Annotated in this window: 17 protein-coding genes; 7 read left to right on the forward strand and 10 right to left on the reverse strand. The window is 52.5% G+C overall.

From position 1 onward, the window contains the following. Nucleotide 1: 1 nt before the first annotated feature. The 8 genes from JK231_RS14870 to JK231_RS14905 form a co-directional block, all read right to left on the reverse strand. A complete protein-coding gene (locus tag JK231_RS14870; protein ID WP_097117896.1) occupies nt 2-616 on the reverse strand; it encodes an ANTAR domain-containing protein in 615 nt (204 codons plus the stop codon). After that, on the reverse strand, nt 613-1,767 hold the full coding sequence (locus JK231_RS14875; RefSeq protein WP_160833832.1) for a transporter substrate-binding domain-containing protein: 1,155 nt from the start codon (nt 1,765-1,767) through the stop codon (nt 613-615). Before JK231_RS14875 ends, JK231_RS14870 begins: the two co-directional genes overlap by 4 nt. A 140-nt stretch (nt 1,768-1,907) precedes the next feature. Next, a complete protein-coding gene (locus JK231_RS14880) occupies nt 1,908-3,614 on the reverse strand; it encodes a nitrilase-related carbon-nitrogen hydrolase (protein ID WP_211728920.1) in 1,707 nt (568 codons plus the stop codon). Then, the gene (locus tag JK231_RS14885; RefSeq protein ID WP_211728921.1) at nt 3,614-5,107 is read right to left on the reverse strand and encodes a cytosine permease; all 1,494 of its coding nucleotides are present in this window, start codon (nt 5,105-5,107) and stop codon (nt 3,614-3,616) included. Before JK231_RS14885 ends, JK231_RS14880 begins: the two co-directional genes overlap by 1 nt. Before the next feature lie 397 nt (nt 5,108-5,504). Next, the gene (locus JK231_RS14890) at nt 5,505-6,971 is read right to left on the reverse strand and encodes an aspartate aminotransferase family protein (protein ID WP_097117899.1); all 1,467 of its coding nucleotides are present in this window, start codon (nt 6,969-6,971) and stop codon (nt 5,505-5,507) included. 12 nt (nt 6,972-6,983) lie between these two features. Then, the gene (locus JK231_RS14895; protein WP_034829839.1) at nt 6,984-8,366 is read right to left on the reverse strand and encodes a diaminobutyrate--2-oxoglutarate transaminase; all 1,383 of its coding nucleotides are present in this window, start codon (nt 8,364-8,366) and stop codon (nt 6,984-6,986) included. Nucleotides 8,367-8,581: 215 nt separating this feature from the next. Continuing rightward, nucleotides 8,582-9,346: an A24 family peptidase gene (locus tag JK231_RS14900; RefSeq protein WP_211728922.1), complete on the reverse strand. Its 765-nt coding sequence runs from the start codon at nt 9,344-9,346 to the stop codon at nt 8,582-8,584. A gap of 162 nt (nt 9,347-9,508) precedes the next feature. Continuing rightward, entirely contained in the window at nt 9,509-9,724 is a 216-nt protein-coding gene (locus JK231_RS14905) for a hypothetical protein (protein ID WP_097117901.1), read from the reverse strand. Nucleotides 9,725-10,240: 516 nt separating this feature from the next. Between JK231_RS14905 and arnB the strand changes: the two genes are divergently transcribed. The 7 genes from arnB to arnF are packed head-to-tail and all read left to right on the forward strand — an operon-like array spanning nt 10,241 to nt 17,619. Then, a complete protein-coding gene (arnB, locus tag JK231_RS14910) occupies nt 10,241-11,377 on the forward strand; it encodes a UDP-4-amino-4-deoxy-L-arabinose aminotransferase (RefSeq protein WP_160833836.1) in 1,137 nt (378 codons plus the stop codon). Nucleotides 11,378-11,382: 5 nt separating this feature from the next. Further along, nucleotides 11,383-12,369: an undecaprenyl-phosphate 4-deoxy-4-formamido-L-arabinose transferase gene (arnC, locus tag JK231_RS14915; protein ID WP_211728923.1), complete on the forward strand. Its 987-nt coding sequence runs from the start codon at nt 11,383-11,385 to the stop codon at nt 12,367-12,369. After that, nucleotides 12,366-14,345 (forward strand): bifunctional UDP-4-amino-4-deoxy-L-arabinose formyltransferase/UDP-glucuronic acid oxidase ArnA, encoded by a 1,980-nt coding sequence (gene arnA, locus JK231_RS14920; RefSeq protein ID WP_211728924.1) that lies wholly within the window; start codon nt 12,366-12,368, stop codon nt 14,343-14,345. The genes arnC and arnA overlap by 4 nt, the downstream gene beginning before the upstream one ends. Further along, nucleotides 14,342-15,226, forward strand: a complete 885-nt coding sequence (gene arnD, locus JK231_RS14925; RefSeq protein WP_211728925.1) for a 4-deoxy-4-formamido-L-arabinose-phosphoundecaprenol deformylase — start codon at nt 14,342-14,344, stop codon at nt 15,224-15,226. Before arnA ends, arnD begins: the two co-directional genes overlap by 4 nt. 31 nt (nt 15,227-15,257) lie before the next feature. Beyond that, the gene (gene arnT, locus JK231_RS14930; protein WP_160833839.1) at nt 15,258-16,919 is read left to right on the forward strand and encodes a lipid IV(A) 4-amino-4-deoxy-L-arabinosyltransferase; all 1,662 of its coding nucleotides are present in this window, start codon (nt 15,258-15,260) and stop codon (nt 16,917-16,919) included. Beyond that, nucleotides 16,916-17,248, forward strand: coding sequence for a 4-amino-4-deoxy-L-arabinose-phosphoundecaprenol flippase subunit ArnE (gene arnE / locus JK231_RS14935; protein WP_034829847.1), 333 nt, complete (start codon nt 16,916-16,918; stop codon nt 17,246-17,248). Before arnT ends, arnE begins: the two co-directional genes overlap by 4 nt. After that, nucleotides 17,245-17,619, forward strand: coding sequence for a 4-amino-4-deoxy-L-arabinose-phosphoundecaprenol flippase subunit ArnF (gene arnF, locus JK231_RS14940; protein ID WP_097117907.1), 375 nt, complete (start codon nt 17,245-17,247; stop codon nt 17,617-17,619). The genes arnE and arnF overlap by 4 nt, the downstream gene beginning before the upstream one ends. Nucleotides 17,620-17,705: 86 nt before the next feature. Here the strand turns inward: arnF and JK231_RS14945 are convergent, their stop codons facing one another. Continuing rightward, a complete protein-coding gene (locus JK231_RS14945) occupies nt 17,706-18,812 on the reverse strand; it encodes an alpha-hydroxy acid oxidase (protein WP_249221723.1) in 1,107 nt (368 codons plus the stop codon). 184 nt (nt 18,813-18,996) lie between these two features. Beyond that, nucleotides 18,997-20,340: an MFS transporter gene (locus tag JK231_RS14950; protein WP_211728926.1), complete on the reverse strand. Its 1,344-nt coding sequence runs from the start codon at nt 20,338-20,340 to the stop codon at nt 18,997-18,999. Nucleotides 20,341-20,791 lie beyond the last annotated feature (451 nt).

Raw genomic sequence — 20,791 nt, forward strand, 5'->3', positions numbered from 1 at the left:
TTCATAATTTCTCAGCTGCCAGCGCTTTAAGCAGGTTTAACCAGGATGTTTGATTGTTAAGAAACTCGCAGCTGAGATTCTCAATCGTCATATGCTGCGCCATGGCCGCAAGACGTAGCAGGTTGTAAGCATCATCTTCCCCTAACTGAAACGCTTGCATCACCTGTATTTGCGCGGAGAACAGGTACCTGCGCGCGCGCAGACGTTCCTCCTGACGCTTAAGTTGTTGTTCCAGTTGGGCAAAACGCGCTGCACTCTCAAGCGCCAGCGTGAAGGCAGTCATCACGCCGTCGAAGCGCACCGGTTTACGCATATAGCTGTCAATTTTCTGCTCAGTTATCCACTGCAGTCGCGAAGGTGTTTCCATCGCGGTGAGCGCAATTTTAGGTAAGGGCGGCCAGGGCAATTTGTTAGTGGGATGAAACAGCGCTGGGTTGTCGCCATCGAACACCAGTAACTGTTGCCCGACTAGCTGCTCTACATCTGGGAAGGCCGGGAAAAATTCTCCCCGAATGCCCATACGGGAAAATTGTTGCTCCAGGTGATGATTATCACGATCCGCACAGCCCATTACGCACACTTTGAGTCCGCGCATTTGCACGTTTTTTCGGCTCATGTGCGCTCTCCATCCTGATTCAGATTATCGAGATCGGTCCATGCTAACCAGGGATCAGGCTTTACCGGTTGTGGTGCCTGCCAAAAACTTTCTAGCTTGCCATCATGACAGCGCGCCAGATGCGGCGTCAGCCAGCTGTGATTATTATCGGCATCAATTCGGATCGGTCCGGCGGGGGAATCCATCTCATCTTTAAGCACGGCAGCACGCACGGCCTCAACGTCAGCATCACCTTGACGGTTGATAGCGCGCGCCAGCAGGTGTCCCGCCAACCAGGCGCTTTGGCTGTCAACGGAGGGGGACACGTCTTCGCCAAAACGCTGGCGGTAGCAGCGTAAAAAATCGTGGTTGGCGGCACTGTCGATGGACTGAAACCAACTCGCTGAGACCAGATATCCTTCAAGAGCTTCTGCGCCAATCATGTTCACTTCCGGCTCGCACAGCGTCAGGCTTAATTTTAATACGTCATTGAGCCAGGGCTGCTGATGGCTGGCCCGATGCCAGGCACGGTAGAAACTGTACGCACTTTTTCCCACCATGGTGTTGAGTAGCACCCTGGGCCGCTGCGCGATAATATCGGTAATCAGCTCATCGACATTCTCTTCACCGAGCGGCAGTAACTTGCTGGCTAATACTTCGCCACCAGCCGGGATGACCGCTTCACGCGTGATGCGATCCATCTCCCATGACCAGACGTAATTCGACCCCACGTGATACATCGCGACATTCTGCTGCTGCAACAGCCAGTTCAGAAGCGGCAACACATGCTGATTGGGCGTCGCCCCCAGATAAATTACGCTGTTACTGCTTTCAAAACCTTCATAGCGTGCGGAGTGCCACAGCAGAGCGTTGGCAGATTCGATGAGCGGGAGAATGGTTTTGCGGGCCGCTGACGTGTAGCAACCAATCACATGACGTACACCGTGGCGAAAAAGTAAGTCGTGGCAGTCGTCATAATATTTATCCAGCGAACCGCCAGGGTCACGCACCACTGGCGCGAGGGTGAAGTGATAATCAGGGTTGGCGTTGATCTCTTCAATCGCCAGCAGGATGCCGTTGAGCATTTCGCGGCCGATCACGGCATAATCGCCGGATACGGAGTAAAGGATGCCAATCGGAATGACACTCTTTGGCGGGGGTGTGGCAGACATAGAGTCTCCTGGTGATTAAACGTCTTTCCTGTTCTGGCGGCAGGGTGGCCGCCAGAACATAACGACATACATCAGCTTTAATAAGAGCGACTGTTGCACCGTTGAAGACCACGACAGTCATAACAGGCCGCTCCTTGTGTTTACTGGCTGGACGGCAACACCAGTGGGGTGTAATAGTGCGGCTGGCGCATCAATACCAAATCCTTTCGTCTCACTACATGATTAGGATATGCGGTTTCCGCTGACCCGGTAGTCATATCCAGCACCGCCAAGCCATCCGTGCCCGGCACTTTGATTTCGGTACGTGGAAACGCAAACGTATCCGGGCCAAACACACCGCTCAGCCCAAAACTCATGCCGGTCGCTGGCGTCCAGTTGGCAAAGGCCAGCCAGACATTATTCTCGCCCGCGCGTACGCGAGGTAATAGCCAGTGATACGGGTCGGCACCGCGCGGAATCGGCCAGGCGTGCGGGATCTCCGTCCCCGTATGCGCCAGCGGGATCGGCGTGTTGAGCAGGGCGGGACAGGCGATGATGTCGCACCCTTCCAGTGCCAGAATGCGTGCTGCCTCTGGTACCAGCAAATCTTCACCCAGCAGAATTCCCACGCGTCCACAGGGTAGATCGCAGGTCACCCATTGATTGCCTGCGCTAGCCCATTGCTGATCGCTTTCGCTGAGGTGGATTTGTCGATAGTGCGCGCTCAATCCCGCGCTGCTTACCAATAGCGCACTGTTATAAAACTGCTGACCTTCGCATTCGGCAAATCCAGTTAACAACGCGATATCCAGTTCAATCGCCAGTTTCAGCAGGCTCTGAATTGGCGCATCGTTTAGCGTAAGCGCATTATTCTTACCTTCGCCCCCTGTCAGCGCTCGTTCTGGCAAAATCAGCAGTTCAGCACCGCGTGATTTTGCCTGTTCGGCCCAATGACGGATCACCGATAGATTTTCAGCAATGTTATTGGCTGGATGAAACTGCGCTACAGCGATACGTGAATCTTTGGCGGCAGGCAGGGGATCGCCGCCGTACAAGCCAAAGAAATCCTGCGGATTCCACATAAAGGTATTGGTCATCAGGCGCTGATACAGCTCAGGGCGTCGTTTGCGCAGTGAAGGATTCTCCGCAGACAGCGTTAACTCAGCTGCTATCACGCCATCGCCGCTATCACGGCTAGCCAGAACGATGCCATTCTGGTCAACGATACAGCTGCCGCCGCTGAACTGTACGCCGCGCTCCCAGCCCCAACGATTACTTTCAATTAAGGCGCAGCCATTCTCCCAACCGCGATTTAACCAGTAGGGCGCGGGTGTCCGTTCAGCCAACCAGTTACTGATATGACAGATAATTTGCGCGCCGCCTAACGCCGCCAGGCGAGCGGTTTCGATAAAATGGATATCCATGCAAATCAGCAAGGCGATATTACCAATTTCGGTGGCAAAGACCTGATGCCCGGCATCACCGTTGGCAGCCCACTTGGGTTCAGAAATATAAGGGTGGGTTTTGCGATGAACGCCAATCACACCTTGCGGGCCGACTAAAACAGCACTGTTGTAATAGATTTCTGTGACAGGGTCACGCTCCGGCATACCAAACACCAGATAACATTGGAACTCCCGTGCGATAGCAGCGAAAGCCTGACTGGTCACGCCATCAGCGGTTTCTACAAAAGGTGCAACTTCCGCACGATCCTGCCAGCAATAACCGGTGGTAGCCATTTCCGGCATGACAATCAATCGCGCGCCATCACGGGCCGCCTGGCTGGCAAGTTGCAGCAGATGAGTGACGTTTTCATCTTTGCGAAATTGCGTGGGTTCAAACTGAATTGTGGCAACCTTAACGTTCATTATTCAGCCTCCTTACTCAGCAATGGATTGAAGACGGGCTTTGGTCCCTGATAGGCATCAGAAGGTTTCCAGTTGGTCTGCATATCTTGCGGGAACGTCTTGAAGTAATAGCGACCGCGCGTAGCGACGCTGATTGCAACGTGCAGCAGAGGCCCCACCAGCATGGCGATGAACGACGCGTACACCATAGGATAAACACCGAGTACGCCAGCGGCACCAATGGCCACCGCAACGCAAAGGGCAATGACGCCACTTGGGTTCCACATCCGCAGATACTCTTTGCGGAATTCGACAAAATCAGACGGCGCAAGGTGCAACACTTTGCGGCAGACATAATAGTCAGCGAGGATTATGAACACCCAGGTATTGGTCAGAATGCCGGTAATCGACAGGAAAGTACCGGTGTACTGCAGAATGTTGCAGACGTAGAACACCACGCCGAGCAGCCAGACCAGCAGCATCCACCATTGACGGCCTGGACGATAGTTAAACGCCATATCCATGGTATTCGACAATGCGATGGATCCGGAGTAGAGGTTCAGCACGTTAATACGAATCTGTGTAATCACAGCAAACAGCACGCCGGTCAGCCCAATAATCAGCGGGAAGACGAAGCCTGGATCTAATGCCAGTGACCAGACATCCTCTCCCTGAATGTGTGGCATCAGGGTATAGGCCATAAACGCGCCGAACAGCATCACCACTACAATCGGAATCAGCATACCCAGCATGATAGTCGCCGTGCCTTTATGGCTGACGCCGGGACGAGCGAAGCGGCCATAATCAGTCGCCATCAGGCCCTGAAACACAATTTGTCCATTGGCCATGTTCATCACTAACCACAGCGCATTGCTGTCGACTTCCGCTTTAGGCTGCCAGCCACCGAAGCCCACCGACGGATAATGGTGCGTGAGTTGCCAGATGCAGAAACCGAACAGCAAGATGAAGATCGGCACGCCCCAGGTTTGCAGGAACTGCATCGACGACATGCCTTTCCACACAAACCAGATTGCCGCCAATCCCATTAATGCAAAAATCGCAATGCCCGTGAAGGAGTTAACCGGGACGCCCGCGTAGTTCGCAATGGCATGCGACACGATGGTGCCTTCGAACAAGAAGTAAAAGATGAAGTTGATGGCATAGATTAGCGAGGTAAAAGCCGACCCCATATATCCGAAGCCCAGGCCTCGCGTCATCAGATTGAGCGACAGGCCCTCTTTACTGGCCATTTTCATAATGCAGGAGCCAATTAAGGTCGCAAACACCACCATATATCCAATCGGTAATAGCAGCAGCGGCCAGCCGACCTGATAGCTCATATCCGCGCCGAGGCTGAACCAAAACATGGCGGTCGAGTTTCCCAGTAACACTAAAATGATGGCCGGGATCGGCCAGCGATAGTGGGAGGGAACACGCCCAACGGCATAATCTTCCACGGCTTCCGCTTCGGTGATGTCTTGAGGTCCCTGAAACCACGCTTTTGACTTGCTCATAATTTTACTCCAATAAAAAAAGCCCCGCCGACAGCATTGCCGGTGGGGCTTCTTCGCCTGAATTCGATGTATTGGAGTGGCAGAGTGCCACAAACCGCTTACCAGACTTCGGCGCCTGTTCCTGACATGCAGGATGCGGTTGACAGTAATAAGCAATTACCGTGCCAGAGGGTAAATGAGAGTGTTTCAACACCTGATAGGCAGTTTTCCACGTGATCGAGCCTTATGACGGTGCAACTTGCACCGTCATTGATCGTGCTAACGTTATCTGCCAATCAACCAAATGGGTTGTTATTCGAGAGGGATGAGTGAGCAAAAATGAACGGGCTGGGCAATTGACAGGCAATAAAAAAGCCGATGACTGTTGCCAGTTATCGGCTTTTCGTTTGAAGCGAAATTACGCGTTCAGCAACTGATTCGCGGTTTTCTCCACCAGCGCCAGCAGGACTTTGATGTCTTCCAGCGTCACGGTTGGGTTCAGCAGCGTCAGTTTCAGGCAGGTAACGCCCTGGTTTTCAGTCACGCCAACGTTAGCGCGGCCTGAATCCAGCAGAGCATCGCCGATGCGCTGGTTGAACAGAGCAATCTGCGCGGTATCGGTCAGCTGCTCTGGACGATAGCGGAACAGCACGCTTGCCAGTTGTGGCTGCATCACCAGCTCAAGGCGTGGTTCTGACGCAACAAACTTCGCCACTTCCTGTGCCAGCGTCACACCGTGGTCGATGATCGCGGCATACTGTTTCTGGCCCAACGCTTCCAGACCCATCCACAGTTTCAATGCATCGAAACGACGCGTGGTCTGCAGAGATTTTGAAACCAGGTTAGGAACACCGGCTTCTTCATCGAACTCAGAGTTCAGGTAAGCCGCCTGATAACGCATCAGCTCATAGTGACGCTCGTCTTTCAACAGGAATGCGCCACAGCTGATGGTCTGGAAATACTGTTTGTGGAAGTCGAGAGTCACCGAATCCACTAACTCCAGGCCGTCCAGATAGTCACGATACTTTTCAGACAGCAGCAGTGCACCGCCCCAGGCTGCATCGACATGCATCCAAATGTTGTGCTCAGCCGCGATGCCCGCGATTTCGCGAAGTGGATCAATCGCACCCGCATCGGTAGTACCAGCCGTCGCGACAATCGCCAAAATCTGCTCGCCATTGGCTTCGGCCTGCGCCAGTTTGGCTTTCAGGTCGTTAACGTCCATGCGTGCGAACTGGTCAGACTTCACCTGCACCACAGAATTGTAGCCGTGGCCAAGCAGCGCCATGTTTTTCTGTACCGAGAAGTGCGCGTTCTCAGAACACAACACTTTGATCTTACGCAGATCGCCAGTGATGCCGTCCAACTGCACGGAATGACCTTGACGCTGATAGAACGCATCACGCGCCAGCATCAGACCCATCAGGTTGCTTTGGGTGCCACCACTGGTGAACACGCCAGCATCGCCTGCTGGATAACCCACCTGTGCACGCAACCATTCGATCAGTTTGACCTCAATGATGGTGGCAGAAGGGCTCTGATCCCATGAGTCCATACTCTGGTTGGTGGCGTTGATCAACACTTCGGCAGCCTGGCTAACCACCAGGCTAGGGCAGTGCAAGTGCGCCACACATTGTGGGTGGTGCACTGACAGGCTGTCTTTCAGGAAATACTCAATCGCGCGTTCAATCGCGGCCTGGTTACCCAGGCCGTTTGGATTGAAGTCGAGCGTGATACGCTCGCGCAGTTCTGCAACGCTTTTGCCTTGATACATCTCAGGCTGTTGCAGCCACTGCACAACCGCGGCGCTGCTTTGGGCAATCGCCTGCTGGTACGCCTCAATGCTTTGTGCAGAGGCGGCCAGAATCGGGTTTACTTCAGACATTTACTCTTCCAATCAAACAGGTTTGACGCCAGCGCCAATCAGCGCCTGCTCAAATTTATCCAGGAAAATCGCCAGCTCTTCGTTGGTGATCAGCAGTGACGGCAACAGACGCAGTACTGCACCGTGACGACCGCCACGCTCCAGAATCAGACCTGCTTCGAAGCACTTCTTCTGCAGCAGTGCAGAAAGTTCACCATCAGCCGGCAGGCTACCCATATGGTCAGCCGCTTCGTTTGGTTTAACGATCTCGATACCGATCATCATGCCCAGACCGCGGATGTGGCCAATAACCGGGAAGCGTTTCTGCATCTCAGCCAGCTGTGCTTTCAGCCATTCACCTTGTTCAGCCACTTTACCGGCGATGTTCTGCTCGGTCAGGACTTTCAGAGTGGCCAGACCGGTTGCCATCGCCAGCTGGTTGCCGCGGAAGGTACCGGTATGGTGACCTGGAGACCAGGCGTCGAACTGCTTTTTGATACCCAGAACAGCCAGTGGCAGACCACCGCCTACTGCTTTAGACATCACGATAATATCTGGCTCAATGCCTGCGTGTTCGAAGGCAAAGAATTTGCCGGTACGGGCAAAGCCTGCCTGAACTTCATCAAGAATCAGCAGAATACCGTGTTCCTGAGTGACTTTACGGATGCGCTGCAGCCACTCGACCGGAGCAGGGTTCACACCGCCTTCACCCTGAACGGCTTCCAGGATAACGGCTGCAGGCTTGCGCACGCCGCTTTCCACGTCGTTGATCAGGTTTTCGAAGTAGTAAGTCAGGGCTTTCACACCCGCTTCACCGCCGAGACCCAGTGGGCAACGGTACAGATGCGGGTAAGGCATGAACTGCACTTCTGGCATCATGCCGTTAACGGCTTCTTTCGGTGACAGGTTGCCAGTCACAGCCAGCGCACCATGAGTCATACCATGGTAACCACCAGAGAAGCTGATCACGCCGCTACGGCCAGTGACTTTCTTCGCCAGCTTCAGTGCTGCTTCAACCGCATCCGCACCGGAAGGACCGGTGAACTGCAGGCAATATTCTTTACCCTGGCCAGGCAGCAGCGAGAGCAGAGATTCTGAGAATTGATCTTTCAGAGGTGTCGTCAGATCAAGAGTATGTAACGGCAAGCCGCTGGTAATGACATTTTGGATGCTCTGCAGAACATCAGGATGGTTATGACCAAGTGCCAGCGTCCCTGCGCCAGCCAGGCAGTCAAGATATTGTTTATTCTCGACATCTGTGATCCACACGCCGTTGGCTTTGGCAATCGCTAAAGGCAACTTGCGCGGGTAGCTCCTGACGTTTGATTCAAACTCAGCCTGACGGGCTAAGAAAGCGTCGTTGTTTCCATTGAATGCGTTGGCACCAAAATTATCAATACGGACTTTATCCGTCATCATATCTCTCCTTCAACCGGGGCTCGTGATGGCTGGCCGATTGACTAGTTGAACAAAAAAGTATCAGTGGTTTAAAAAACGCGGCCAATATAGAGCCTTTTGACGTACATCACAATGATTTATTTTGTTTAGATTTGTTTATTCTTTTCATATAGGAATCAGGGCGTTGGCCACTAATTGGCCGGCTATTTTAGCGCCAGCAGATGAAGTGGTTATTAAATAATCGTGTTAATAAAAAGACTTATGCCCGCCAGAGCAATCCAGGGACCAAATGCAAGGGGTTGAGAGAGGTCACGTTGCCAGCCAATACTGGCGAAAAATAGTGCGCAAATTGCGCCACTACAAGCTAGCAAAAGCACATAGGGTAAAAGTGCCCAACCCAGCCAGGCGCCTAATGCCGCCACTAACTTTGCATCGCCCATACCCAGTGCTAATTTACCACTAACACATTGATATAAATGGCTGATTAACCAAAGTGCGCTGTAACCTGAAACCACGCCAAACACGGCATCATTGAGTGAGCCCGGTAGCCATCCGACTGCTTTTAATAATAGTCCAAACCACAGCAATGGCAGGGTGATCACATCCGGCAACAAATAATGGTCAATATCGATCAGCGATAGGGTTAGCAGCGCCCAAAACAGCAGGAGCGTGATGGCGAAATGTCCATCAGCAGGAAACAAGAAGACGAGGATGAGGCTGACCGATGAGCTGAAAAATTCGACCACGGGATAACGTGCACTGATTGCAGAGTGACAATCTCGACATTGACCTCGTAAAAGCAGCCAGCTGATCACGGGCAGCAAATCCCGCCAGCGCAGCGCCTGTTTGCATTTCGGGCAGTGTGAAGCGGGCCGCCACAAACTTATCTGCGCTTCCGAATGCAGCCATTGTCTGGGCAGTCGATAAACCACGACATTAATGAAGCTGCCAACGCTTGATCCCAACACCCACACGACTATCCATAACGTCCACTCCATGATTAACCTCGGCGATCCCCTTGCATGAGCCAGGAGACGCTACGCTCGAATGTTAAAGTTAGCGAGTTCGAACAGGGTATTACATAGTTTATCAGTGAGATTTCAGAGCAGATTCAACAATCCAACCGTAAAAACGTAGAGCATAAGGGGCAGGAACAGCAGTCAGAGAGAGGACTGCTGTTTGAACATTTGAATGGCTTCCTGAACGTTGCTGGTGGCCAGTGACATCACGCGGTCATTGTTGAGAAAAACGTCATAATGGCCTGCGTTGTAGCGAAACACATACATGTCACCGCGAAAACGCAAACCTTTGGTTTTCACCCCGATATGGTGGCGGCGCAGCGCTGCCTGAGCGAGTCTGTCGGCTCCTGTATTCATTGCGTATCCTCCTCCATTTATATGCCGTTTGATTTCCCAACATAGAGTAAGATTTGAATATTAATTTAACCTTAAGAACAGTATAGGTTGAATTTTTATCGTTATGTTTATTATTGATTTAAATAGAAACTTCCTATTCCTCCTTTCGTATGTCTTGCGGTGGTTAACCTATTTTGAATCTTTAATGAAAGATTGATGAATATTCTTTTTACAACGACATTACCAGCCAGATTCTTCTACCGATCATCAACATTTAAGAAATAACTCATCTTGTCTTACTGCCATTTAATGTTCCGTTAAGTTTTCCTCCGTATTTTGTTCTACGAGGCAATATGACAGGTGTGCTTAAGTTTTTTGCGCCAGATTAAAGAATTAACAGTTCGTGCTACCGAATTGGTTCCGCTTAATCTACGTTTAAACAGCAAGTTACTGGATGTTGTTGAGAAACTTTATGATTGCACACTGCAACTGGCCCTATTGCAGGCAACTTTGGGTTTGAAACGGTAAGGTAAACTTATGACTTTTCTTCCATTCTCGCGTCCCTCATTAGGCGAGGAAGAGTTAGCAGCGGTAAAAGCGGTATTTGAATCTGGCTGGATCACTACTGGCCCTAAAAATGCGGAACTGGAACAAGCCTTTTGCCAGTTAACCGGCAATCAACATGCGATTGCTGTCAGTTCCGCCACGGCAGGCATGCACGTCACGCTTCTTGCGTTAAATATTCAACCCGGTGATGAGGTTATTACCCCTTCGCTGACGTGGGTGTCGACGATTAATATCATCACGTTGCTTGGCGCAACCCCGGTGATGATTGATATTGATCGCGATACGCTGATGGTCACTCCTGAGCAAATTGAAGCAGCGATTACGCCTCGCACCCGTGCCATTATTCCAGTGCATTATGCCGGGGCACCTGCGGATATTGATGCGATTCGCGCAATCGGTGAGCGCCACGGCATTGCAGTCATAGAAGATGCTGCACATGCCGCAGGTTGTTACTACAAAGGTCAGCACGTTGGCCAGCAAGGTACGGCCATTTTCTCCTTCCATGCCATTAAGAATATGACTTGTGCAGAGGGCGGTTTGATCGTCACCGATGACGCTGAACTTGCCGATCGTATGCGCAGCCTGAAATTCCATGGCTTGGGTGTGGATGCCTATGACCGCCATACCCATGGGCGCAAACCGCAGGCTGAAGTGATCATGCCAGGTTTCAAATACAACTTGCCAGATATCAGCGCGGCGATTGCGCTGGTGCAGTTAAACAAATTGGCTGCCATTAATACGCGTCGTGCTGAGATTGCGCAGCGTTATCTGATCGAGCTGGCGGATACCCCTTTCTTACCGCTCGCTCAGCCTGAATGGTCTCATCAACATGCCTGGCATCTGTTTATCATCCGCGCCGATGAAGCCACCTGCGGTTTAAGCCGCGATGCACTAATGGAAACATTGAAAAAGCAGGATATTGGTACCGGATTGCATTTCCGGGCTGCGCATACCCACAAGTATTACCGCGAACGTTATCCGCAACTTTCCTTGCCCAACACGGAATGGAATAGCGACCGCATCTGCTCAATACCGCTGTTCCCTGATATGCGCGATGAAGATGTCAGCCGCGTAATCGGTGCATTACGTCATATCGCTGGAGTTTGATTGACATGCTCGAAGAAAAAGATATTCGTAAAGTTTCCGTGGTGATCCCGGTTTACAACGAAGAGGAGAGCCTGCCAGAGTTGGTGCGTCGCACCGATGCGGCATGTGCTGTGCTGAATCTCGATTATGAGATTTTGCTGGTGGATGACGGCAGTAGCGACCGCTCAGGTGAGATGATCGCCGATGCCGCTGACATGCCCGGAAGCCATGTGGTCGGCGTATTGCTGAACCGCAACTATGGACAACACTCGGCAATCATGGCCGGTTTTAGCCATGTATCAGGCGACCTGATTATCACACTGGATGCGGATTTGCAGAATCCACCCGAAGAGATTCCCAATCTGGTGCAAGCCGCTCAGCAGGGTTATGACGTGGTCGGTACTGTGCGTCAAAATCGTCAGGACAGTTTGTTCCGTCGCCGCGCTTCCCGCACCATCAACCAGCTGATTCAACGCGTCACCGGTAAAGCGATGGGTGACTATGGCTGCATGTTACGTGCTTATCGCCGTCACATTGTCGATGCCATGCTCAACTGTCACGAGCGCAGCACTTTTATTCCTATCCTGGCCAACACCTTTGCGCGCCGCACGATTGAGCTGCCTGTCGCCCACGCCGAGCGCGAATTTGGTGATTCGAAATACAGCTTTATGAAGCTGATCAATCTGATGTATGACCTGGTGACTTGCCTGACCACCACGCCACTGCGCCTGCTGAGTATTGTCGGCAGTCTGATTGCATTGGCCGGTTTCGCCTTCTCACTGGTACTGATCGTATTGCGCCTGTTCCTCGGTGCCGACTGGGCCGGAGACGGGGTGTTCATGCTGTTTGCGGTGCTGTTTATTTTTGTCGGCGCGCAATTTATCGGTATGGGCCTACTCGGCGAATACATCGGCCGAATTTACAACGACGTCCGCGCTCGTCCGCGCTACTTCATTCAACGTGTTATTAACTCGCAGAAAGATGTCTCCTCTGTACAGGAAATTGAGCAATGAAAACTATCGTCTTCGCCTACCACGATATGGGCTGTGCAGGTATTACTGCGCTGTTAAATGCGGGTTTCGAAATCAGCGCGATCTTCACCCATGCTGATTTTGCTAATGAGAACCACTTCTTTGGTTCTGTCGCCCGTTTGGCGGCAGAGCAGGGTATCGCGGTGTATGCGCCGGAAGATGCTAACCATCCTTTGTGGGTCGACCGCATTAAATCCATGGCACCGGATTACATTTTCTCCTTCTACTATCGCAATCTGCTCAATGACAGCATCCTCAGCAGCGCGCGCCTGGGCGCTTTCAACCTGCATGGTTCACTGCTGCCTAAATATCGTGGGCGCGCGCCACTTAACTGGGCGTTAGTGAATGGCGAGACTGAAACCGGCGTGACCCTGCATCGCATGGTAAAACGCGCGGATGCAGGCGATATCGTGGCACAGCAGCGTGTCGCCATTGATGAACAAGACAACGCCTTAACTCTGCATCGCAAACTGACAGCCTGTGCTACACAATTGCTGGAGCAGGCACTGCCAGCGATGAAACGTGGTGAAATTGCGGCAATTCCTCAGGATCACAGCCAGGCGACGGTGGTGGGACGTCGCACACCAGAAGACGGTCGCATTAAGTGGGAACAGTCGGCACAGTCAATCAACAACCTGGTGCGTGCGGTCACCGATCCATGGCCGGGCGCATTTGCCTTCGCCGGTACTGTGAAATTTGTGGTGTGGAAAGGGCGCGTACATGTTGATGCGCCAAAAGCCAAGCCAGGCACAGTGATTTCCGTTGAACCTTTCCTGATTGCCTGCGGAGAAGGTGCCCTGGAAGTAGTAACCGGACAAAGTGAAAATGGCGTCTATATGAACGGCAGCCAACTGGCGCAGAGTCTGGGAATGGTGCCGGGCGCACTGTTGTACTCTCAGCCGGTTGCAGCCGTTAAACGTCGTACACGCGTGTTGATTCTGGGTGTGAACGGCTTCATCGGTAACCACTTGACCGAACGTTTGCTGCAGGATGACAACTTTGAAGTTTACGGTCTGGATATTGGATCGGATGCCATTAGCCGTTTCCTAGATCAGCCGCGCTTCCACTTTGTTGAAGGTGATATCAGCATTCACTCAGAGTGGATCGAGTATCACATCAAAAAATGTGATGTGGTGTTGCCATTAGTGGCGATTGCTACGCCAATTGAATACACCCGCAACCCGCTGCGCGTGTTCGAACTCGATTTTGAAGAGAACCTCAAGATCATCCGCGATTGCGTAAAATACAAAAAGCGCATCATCTTCCCTTCCACGTCAGAAGTGTACGGCATGTGCACCGATAAACACTTCGATGAAGATCACTCCAACCTGGTAGTGGGGCCGATCAATAAACAGCGCTGGATCTACTCGGTTTCCAAACAACTGCTGGACCGTGTGATCTGGGCGTACGGCGAAAAAGAAGGTCTGCGCTTCACGCTGTTCCGTCCCTTCAACTGGATGGGCCCGCGTCTCGACAACCTGAACGCTGCGCGTATTGGTAGCTCCCGTGCGATTACCCAACTGATCCTCAACCTGGTTGAAGGTTCGCCGATCAAGTTGATCGACGGTGGTGCACAGAAGCGTTGCTTCACTGACATTCGCGATGGTATCGAAGCGTTGTTCCGCATCATTGAGAACAAGAACAACAACTGCGACGGTCAGATTGTCAACATCGGTAACCCGGAAAACGAGGCGAGCATCAAAGAGCTGGCGGAACGTCTGCTGGCAAGCTTCGAACGTCATCCGCTGCGCGACCAATTCCCGCCGTTCGCCGGTTTCCGCGAAGTAGAGAGCAGCAGCTACTACGGTAAAGGTTATCAGGACGTCGAGCATCGTAAGCCGTCAATCAAAAATGCGCGTCGCTTGCTGGACTGGACGCCGACCATTGAGATGGATACCACGATCGATAACACGCTGGATTTCTTCCTGCGCACCGTTGAGTTGCAGGATAAGCCATGAAGAAAATTGGTTTGCGCGTAGATGTTGATACCTGGCGTGGAACCAAACTCGGCGTTCCGGCGCTGCTAGAGCAGTTTAGCCTGCATCAGTTGCAGGCCAGTTTCTTCTTTAGCGTTGGGCCGGATAACATGGGGCGCCACTTGTGGCGCCTGATGAAACCGCGCTTCTTATGGAAAATGCTGCGCTCGCGCGCAGCTTCACTCTACGGCTGGGATATTTTATTGGCTGGTACGGCCTGGCCAGGACGTGAGATTGGCCGCGGTCTGGAGGAGATCATCAGCGCCACAGCCGATCATCATGAAGTCGGTCTGCACGCCTGGGATCACTTTGCCTGGCAAACCTGGGCAGGCGTGTGGTCAGAAGAAAAGTTGCTGGAACAGATTTCGCGTGGGAAAGCCGCACTGGAAGCGATTATCGGTGACGCTGTCACTTGCTCTGCCGTGGCCGGATGGCGGGCGGATGGCCGCGTTGTCGCCGCTAAGCAGACCTTCGGTTTCAGCTATAACAGTGATTGTCGTGGTACTGGACCCTTCTTGCCGCGTCTGCGTGATGGCAGCTTAGGCACGGTGCAAATCCCCGTGACATTGCCTACCTGGGATGAAGTCGTCGGACAGTCAGTTAGCGCCGCTGACTATAACGATTTCATTCTTGAGCAGATGCTCGCTGCCGAAGGATCGCCGGTGTACACCATTCATGCTGAAGTTGAAGGCATTATCGGTTCTAAGGCGTTTGGCGAGTTGTTAACCCGCGCAGAGCAACAAGGCATTCACTTCTGTCCTCTGAGCGAGTTGTTACCTGACGATCTCAGCACACTCCCGCAGGGCAATCTGGTACGTGGGCATATACCCGGACGCGAAGGCTGGCTGGGCTGCCAGCGCTAAACGTTAACAGGAAACTTTATAGGAACCACGGATGCGTACAGGCACCAAAACGGCGCTGCTCCTGGCGCTTTTCGCGCTTTATTATCTTATCCCGATCGAATTCCGCGCCTTATGGCAGCCGGATGAAACCCGCTACGCTGAAATCAGCCGTGAAATGCTGGTTAATGGCAATTGGGTGGTACCGCACTTCTTTGATTTGCGTTATTTCGAAAAGCCCATAGCGGGTTATTGGGTCAACAATATCGGCCAGCTCTTGTTTGGCCATACCAACTTCGGTGTACGCGCCGGTTCGATTTTTTGCACCACGCTCAGTGCAGTGCTGATTTATTGGCTGGGCCATCAGATGTTTGCCAGCCGGAAAATCGCACTGACCGGCAGCATCATTTTTCTCACTTCGCTTCTGGTGTATGGCATTGGCACTTACGCGGTGCTGGATCCTATTCTGCTGTTGTGGATGGTTGCCGCGATGTGCAGCTATTGGCTGGTGGCGCAAGCTTCTACTACGCAACAGCGTCTCTGCGGTTATGTGCTGCTGGGCGCAGCCTGCGCGATGGGCTTTATGACCAAGGGCTTCCTTGCGCTGGCGGTGCCGGTATTGGCGATAGTGCCCTGGGCGATTTGGCAAAAACGCTTCGGCGAGCTATTACGCTGGGGACCTTTGACGATCATCGTTGCCGCACTGCTCAGTGCGCCGTGGGCGCTGGCCATTTATCGCCAGGAAGGGGATTTCTGGCATTACTTCTTCTGGGTTGAGCATATTCAGCGCTTTGCAGAGAAAGATGCACAGCACAAAGCCCCCTTCTGGTATTACCTGCCGGTGTTGCTGGCGGGATGCCTGCCGTGGCTGGCGCTGCTGCCGGGCTCACTGATGGGCGCATGGCGCCAGCGTCGTCAACATGCGGGAGCCGTTTACCTGTTAAGTTGGGTGATCTTGCCACTGCTGTTCTTTAGCATCGCTAAAGGCAAACTGCCGACCTACATTCTGCCGTGCTTTGCACCTTTAGCACTGTTGATGGCGCATTACGCCCACAGTGGTTCTGCACAATTAGTGAAGGTGTTTAAAGTTAATGGCTGGATAAACCTGCTGTTTGGCGCCATAACCACCTTAGTCCTGTTGGTGGTGGTTGCGCCATGGGGATTGGCGCATAAGCCCGTTTATACCCATGATGAAATACTGCCGTTAATCTGTGGCGTACTGGCCTTTGCCGGCTGGGGCATTATGGGGTGGTTCAGTCTCAAACCGGGTGCCTGCCGTTGGCAACTGGCGGCGCTTTGTCCGTTAACGCTGGCGCTACTGATCGGCTTCGCGATACCGCAGAAGGTTCGTGACTCCAAACAGCCGCAGAGTTTTGTACAGGCTGTGCATCATCAACTGGCAGACAGCCGTTATCTGCTGGCTGACAATCCTGGCATCGCGGCTGCGGTGGCATGGGAAACTGAGCGCAGTGATATCACTTTCTATGATGCCAAAGGCGAACTGCAATACGGTCTTAGCTATCCCGATGCGAAAACGCGCTATGTTGATGGCGCAGCATTTGCTGACTGGCTGCGTGAACATCGTCGCCATGGCAAAGTGTCCGTGGTGATGATGCTCAACTCGGGCGAGAACGGGCCTGACCCTGCAATGCCAACGCCGGATGACGTTTATCGTCAAGGTCGACTGGTCTATTACGGTTATAACGCGACACCATGAACCTGTTGCTTATTCTTCTGGTCAGTTTGTTGAGCTGCGCCGCCCAGCTTTGTCAAAAGCAGGCGGCGTATCTGGGGATGCGCCACGGCAAGAAGCAGCTCATCTTGTGGATTGCGCTGAGCCTCTTTTTGCTCGGCGTGGCGATGTTGCTATGGCTGCTGGTATTGCGTGTGGTGCCGGTCAGCGTGGCCTATCCGATGCTGAGTCTCAACTTCGTGTTGGTGGCCATAGCAGCTAAGTTGATCTGGCGTGAGACATACACCTTGCAACAATGGTTCGGTACGCTGGCGATTGTTGCCGGGGTCGCGCTGATGGGGAGCCACCTATGAAAGGGGTGATCCTCGCACTGTGTAGCGTGCTGCTGGTGTCGCTGGCGCAATTGGTCCTGCGTGCCGCGATGCTACATTTCCCGCCATTGACTGCAATCCTTAGCCCGCAATTCTGGCAGCATCTGCAGCCGCTGCTCCTGCTCGGTCTGGGACTTGGTGCGTACGCATTATCGATGCTGTGCTGGATGCTGGCGCTACGTCATATGCAGCTTAACCGCCTCTATCCGTTGCTGAGCCTGAGTTATGTGCTGGTGTGGCTGGCAGCTATTTCGTTGCCAATGTTCGGTGAAGCCTTCCGCTGGAGCAGTTTTGCCGGTGTTGTATTGATTGTGTTTGGATTGTTGTGCGTTTCACTGCCGCGTAAACCTTAGCCGCAGAACGTTAGATGTGACAGGCGAGCCCCATGGAACCAAAGCGGGGACCACATTTCGTCGACGAGCTGCATGGCATGACACTGTCACTTTATCAGGCGTAAATGCTTTTCACTGAGGTCAGCGAGCGAGGGTGCACCCAGCATGCCCAGATCGCGACTGACTTCATTAGTGATAAGGTCAATGGCCCACTCAACCCCCGATGTTCCGCCTACTGCACTTGCATAGTTAAAAGGCCTGCCAACAAAGCAGGCCCTTGCCCCCAGCGCCAATGCTTTGATGGCGTCGGTGCCACGTCGGATGCCGCTGTCCATCATCACCGTCATATTTCCCGCAACGGTGACAATCTCGGGCAGGACACAAATCGGCGGGATCACCGTATCCAACTGACGACCGCCGTGATTCGAGACCACAATGCCGTCGATGCCAATGGATCTACAGCGCAATGCATCATTTCGACTCAGAATTCCTTTAATAACCATCACGCCCGTCCAGCGCTGACGAATATGTTCGATATGCTGCCAGGTGAGATGGCTGCGCCCACTGAAGTCACGCACGGCATTTTTGGAAAACAGCGGTGCGCCACGCACTGCGTTGTTGTTCTCGAAATAAGGTATGCCCGAGGTCAGTAAGGTTTTCAACAGTATGCCGTAAAGCCAGCGGGGATGGGTGACGCCTTGCCACGCCAAGGCCAGACTGGGGCGGAATGGCGTGGAAAATCCGGCGCGCACGTTGTTTTCCCGGTTAGCTTTGACCGGCGTATCCACCGTCACGACCAGTACGGATATGCGCGCTCGCTTGACGCGATCCACCAACGCATCAATCTCTTCCAGCGTCTTTGGCAAATAGGCCTGGAACCACATCGCCGGATTAGCCGCAGCCACGTCCTCCAGTGGAATCAACGAGGAACCGCTCATAATAAAGGGCACGTTCTTGCTCGCCGCTGCCCGCGCTAAAGCAATATCGCCCTGAAAACCGGTGATGGCAGAGATGCCCATCGGCGCAATACCCACAGGCGCCGCATAGCGATGCCCAAACAGATCTACCTCAGTATTACGTTGCGACACATCGACCATGTTTTCAGGTATCAGGCCGTAATGAGCATAGGATTGCTGAATGTGATGGAGCGCAATGTTGTCCTCAACACCACCGGACACAAGCGAACAGCGGATGGGGCAGACGCTTTTGGGCATATTTCTCGAAATCATTTAACGAGAGGCAACGTTGATACAGTTTGCGCATGGGCTAGCGATTCAGCTGTGAGGATAAAGAAGAGAAAAGTCATGCTATTGCAAGAAGGGGGTCTGGCAAATGCTTTAAATGGCATTGCATAACTGAATAAAGCATATGGGCGCACCTTAGTGCGCCCATCGTTAATTAATGTTGTTCCCAGGTATGATATTCGCCATCACGTCGGCCTGGAGCCGTTTCAGGCAATCGCAGCAGGCCTACAACGGAAATCACCCCCAGTACTGCAACATACAGCGCCAGGCCATACCAGTGCCCATCGGTGGCCTGCAGGATTTTCACCGCGACTAAGCCAAGCACGCCACTGCCAATTAACGATCCCACCTGCCAAATCACTGCAATGCCGCTGCAGCGAATATGCGTCGGGAACAGTTCCGGGAACCAGGAAGCCTGTGGGGCGTAGCACATACTGTGGCCCAGCGTCAGCGCGACAATCATCGCAATTTGCGTTAGCCAGTAGCTGTTTTGGGACAGGGCATAAAAGAACGGCACGATGGAAATCACAATCAGCAGTGCACCCATCATGTATACCGGTTTGCGACCGATCTTATCGGATAACGCCCCCATCAGCGGAATGGCAAATACCTCGAGTATCACAGCCACAATCATGCTGTTCATCAGTATGCCGGCGTCGAGATTGTTGGCTTTGCCCCACGCCAGGATAATCACCGTGAAGAGGGCAAAGGCGCAAGCTTCAATTAATTTAGCCGCCACACCATTGATGACTAATTTCGGATTACCGCGAATCACTTCTTTTAACGGACGCGATTCGGCGGCCTTGGTTTCGCGAATGGCGGCGAACACTGGCGATTCATCGATGCGCAAACGAATAAACAATCCTACGATGACCAGCACTGCGCTCAGTAAGAAGGGCACGCGCCAACCCCAATCCATCATTTGTTCCGCGCTCAGGGAGGCATTAAGAATTGCGAACAGTGCCAGCGGCAGCAGGAACCCAACCGGCGCACCGATTTGTACCCAGCTGGCAAAAAAACCACGACGTGATGCTTGCGAATATTCTGCGGTCATCAGGACCGCGCCAGCTTGTTCGCCGCCCACGCCAAAACCTTGCATCAGGCGAATAGCGATCAACAACACCGGTGCCCAGATGCCGATCTTTTCATAGGTTGGCAGCAAGCCAATACAAAAAGTACCGAGACCCACTATCAGGATGGTGGCCACCAGCGCTTTTTTACGTCCCACTTTGTCACCAATATGGCCAAAAACGATGCCGCCAATCGGCCGGGCGAGGAAGCCAACGGCATAAGTTGCAAACGCGGCGAGGGTGCTGATCAAAGGGTCGTGGCTGGGGAAGAACAGGTGGCCAAAAAACAGCACTGCAGCCGTGCCATAGGCAAAGAAATCATAATATTCCGCCGCGGTGCCAATCGCCGAAGCACTGGCGACACGACGAATGAGTGAGGTGTGATTTCCCTGTGCCGTTTGGGTCTGAGTAAAAGTGGAAGATGCCATAGTCAAAATCCTGCAGGTTTATAATTTTAGACTACCATACAAGGATGTTTGTTGGTTTGTTGCGCGAACGATCACAAATTTAAGATGGCGAGAATTTACATCCTCGCTTTGATTCCTGCCTTCGAGAATCGACAGCATATCAATTTTGAGTCAATTATTTCCGACCCGCTACAGCGCTGCGATTATTAATCTTCATAACATTAATATTCAAAATAGAATGGATCTGTTTCACTGGGAAATCGTTTTTTCTGTTATCTGCGAATATCGATAATAAGAATATATAAGCCTCAATAAACCCAGTAATGAATGGACTTTAAATTTAGACTAATGCATTGATATAAATGAAGATGAATCCATTAAATCACCCCGCGTTACCTGCTGATTTTCAGGGGTTAATTCTTAATTTGACTTAAGCCTTCCTGTTTACCTTAACTCCAGCTAGACGTTTTCT

The organism is Pantoea sp. JGM49 (genome assembly GCF_018257655.1).
Classification (GTDB): domain Bacteria; phylum Pseudomonadota; class Gammaproteobacteria; order Enterobacterales; family Enterobacteriaceae; genus Pantoea; species Pantoea communis.

What these genes read in the sequence shown, in the direction of transcription:
- JK231_RS14945 (WP_249221723.1), bottom strand. Translation starts at nt 18,812, where the DNA reads ATGCCCAAAAGCGTCTGCCCCATCCGCTGTTCGCTTGTGTCCGGTGGT.
- arnE (WP_034829847.1), top strand. Translation starts at nt 16,916, where the DNA reads ATGAACCTGTTGCTTATTCTTCTGGTCAGTTTGTTGAGCTGCGCCGCC.
- JK231_RS14895 (WP_034829839.1), bottom strand. Translation starts at nt 8,366, where the DNA reads ATGACGGATAAAGTCCGTATTGATAATTTTGGTGCCAACGCATTCAAT.
- JK231_RS14900 (WP_211728922.1), bottom strand. Translation starts at nt 9,346, where the DNA reads ATGGAGTGGACGTTATGGATAGTCGTGTGGGTGTTGGGATCAAGCGTT.
- JK231_RS14890 (WP_097117899.1), bottom strand. Translation starts at nt 6,971, where the DNA reads ATGTCTGAAGTAAACCCGATTCTGGCCGCCTCTGCACAAAGCATTGAG.
- arnD (WP_211728925.1), top strand. Translation starts at nt 14,342, where the DNA reads ATGAAGAAAATTGGTTTGCGCGTAGATGTTGATACCTGGCGTGGAACC.
- arnT (WP_160833839.1), top strand. Translation starts at nt 15,258, where the DNA reads ATGCGTACAGGCACCAAAACGGCGCTGCTCCTGGCGCTTTTCGCGCTT.
- arnF (WP_097117907.1), top strand. Translation starts at nt 17,245, where the DNA reads ATGAAAGGGGTGATCCTCGCACTGTGTAGCGTGCTGCTGGTGTCGCTG.
- JK231_RS14905 (WP_097117901.1), bottom strand. Translation starts at nt 9,724, where the DNA reads ATGAATACAGGAGCCGACAGACTCGCTCAGGCAGCGCTGCGCCGCCAC.
- JK231_RS14875 (WP_160833832.1), bottom strand. Translation starts at nt 1,767, where the DNA reads ATGTCTGCCACACCCCCGCCAAAGAGTGTCATTCCGATTGGCATCCTT.
- JK231_RS14880 (WP_211728920.1), bottom strand. Translation starts at nt 3,614, where the DNA reads ATGAACGTTAAGGTTGCCACAATTCAGTTTGAACCCACGCAATTTCGC.
- arnA (WP_211728924.1), top strand. Translation starts at nt 12,366, where the DNA reads ATGAAAACTATCGTCTTCGCCTACCACGATATGGGCTGTGCAGGTATT.
- JK231_RS14950 (WP_211728926.1), bottom strand. Translation starts at nt 20,340, where the DNA reads ATGGCATCTTCCACTTTTACTCAGACCCAAACGGCACAGGGAAATCAC.
- JK231_RS14870 (WP_097117896.1), bottom strand. Translation starts at nt 616, where the DNA reads ATGAGCCGAAAAAACGTGCAAATGCGCGGACTCAAAGTGTGCGTAATG.
- JK231_RS14885 (WP_211728921.1), bottom strand. Translation starts at nt 5,107, where the DNA reads ATGAGCAAGTCAAAAGCGTGGTTTCAGGGACCTCAAGACATCACCGAA.
- arnB (WP_160833836.1), top strand. Translation starts at nt 10,241, where the DNA reads ATGACTTTTCTTCCATTCTCGCGTCCCTCATTAGGCGAGGAAGAGTTA.
- arnC (WP_211728923.1), top strand. Translation starts at nt 11,383, where the DNA reads ATGCTCGAAGAAAAAGATATTCGTAAAGTTTCCGTGGTGATCCCGGTT.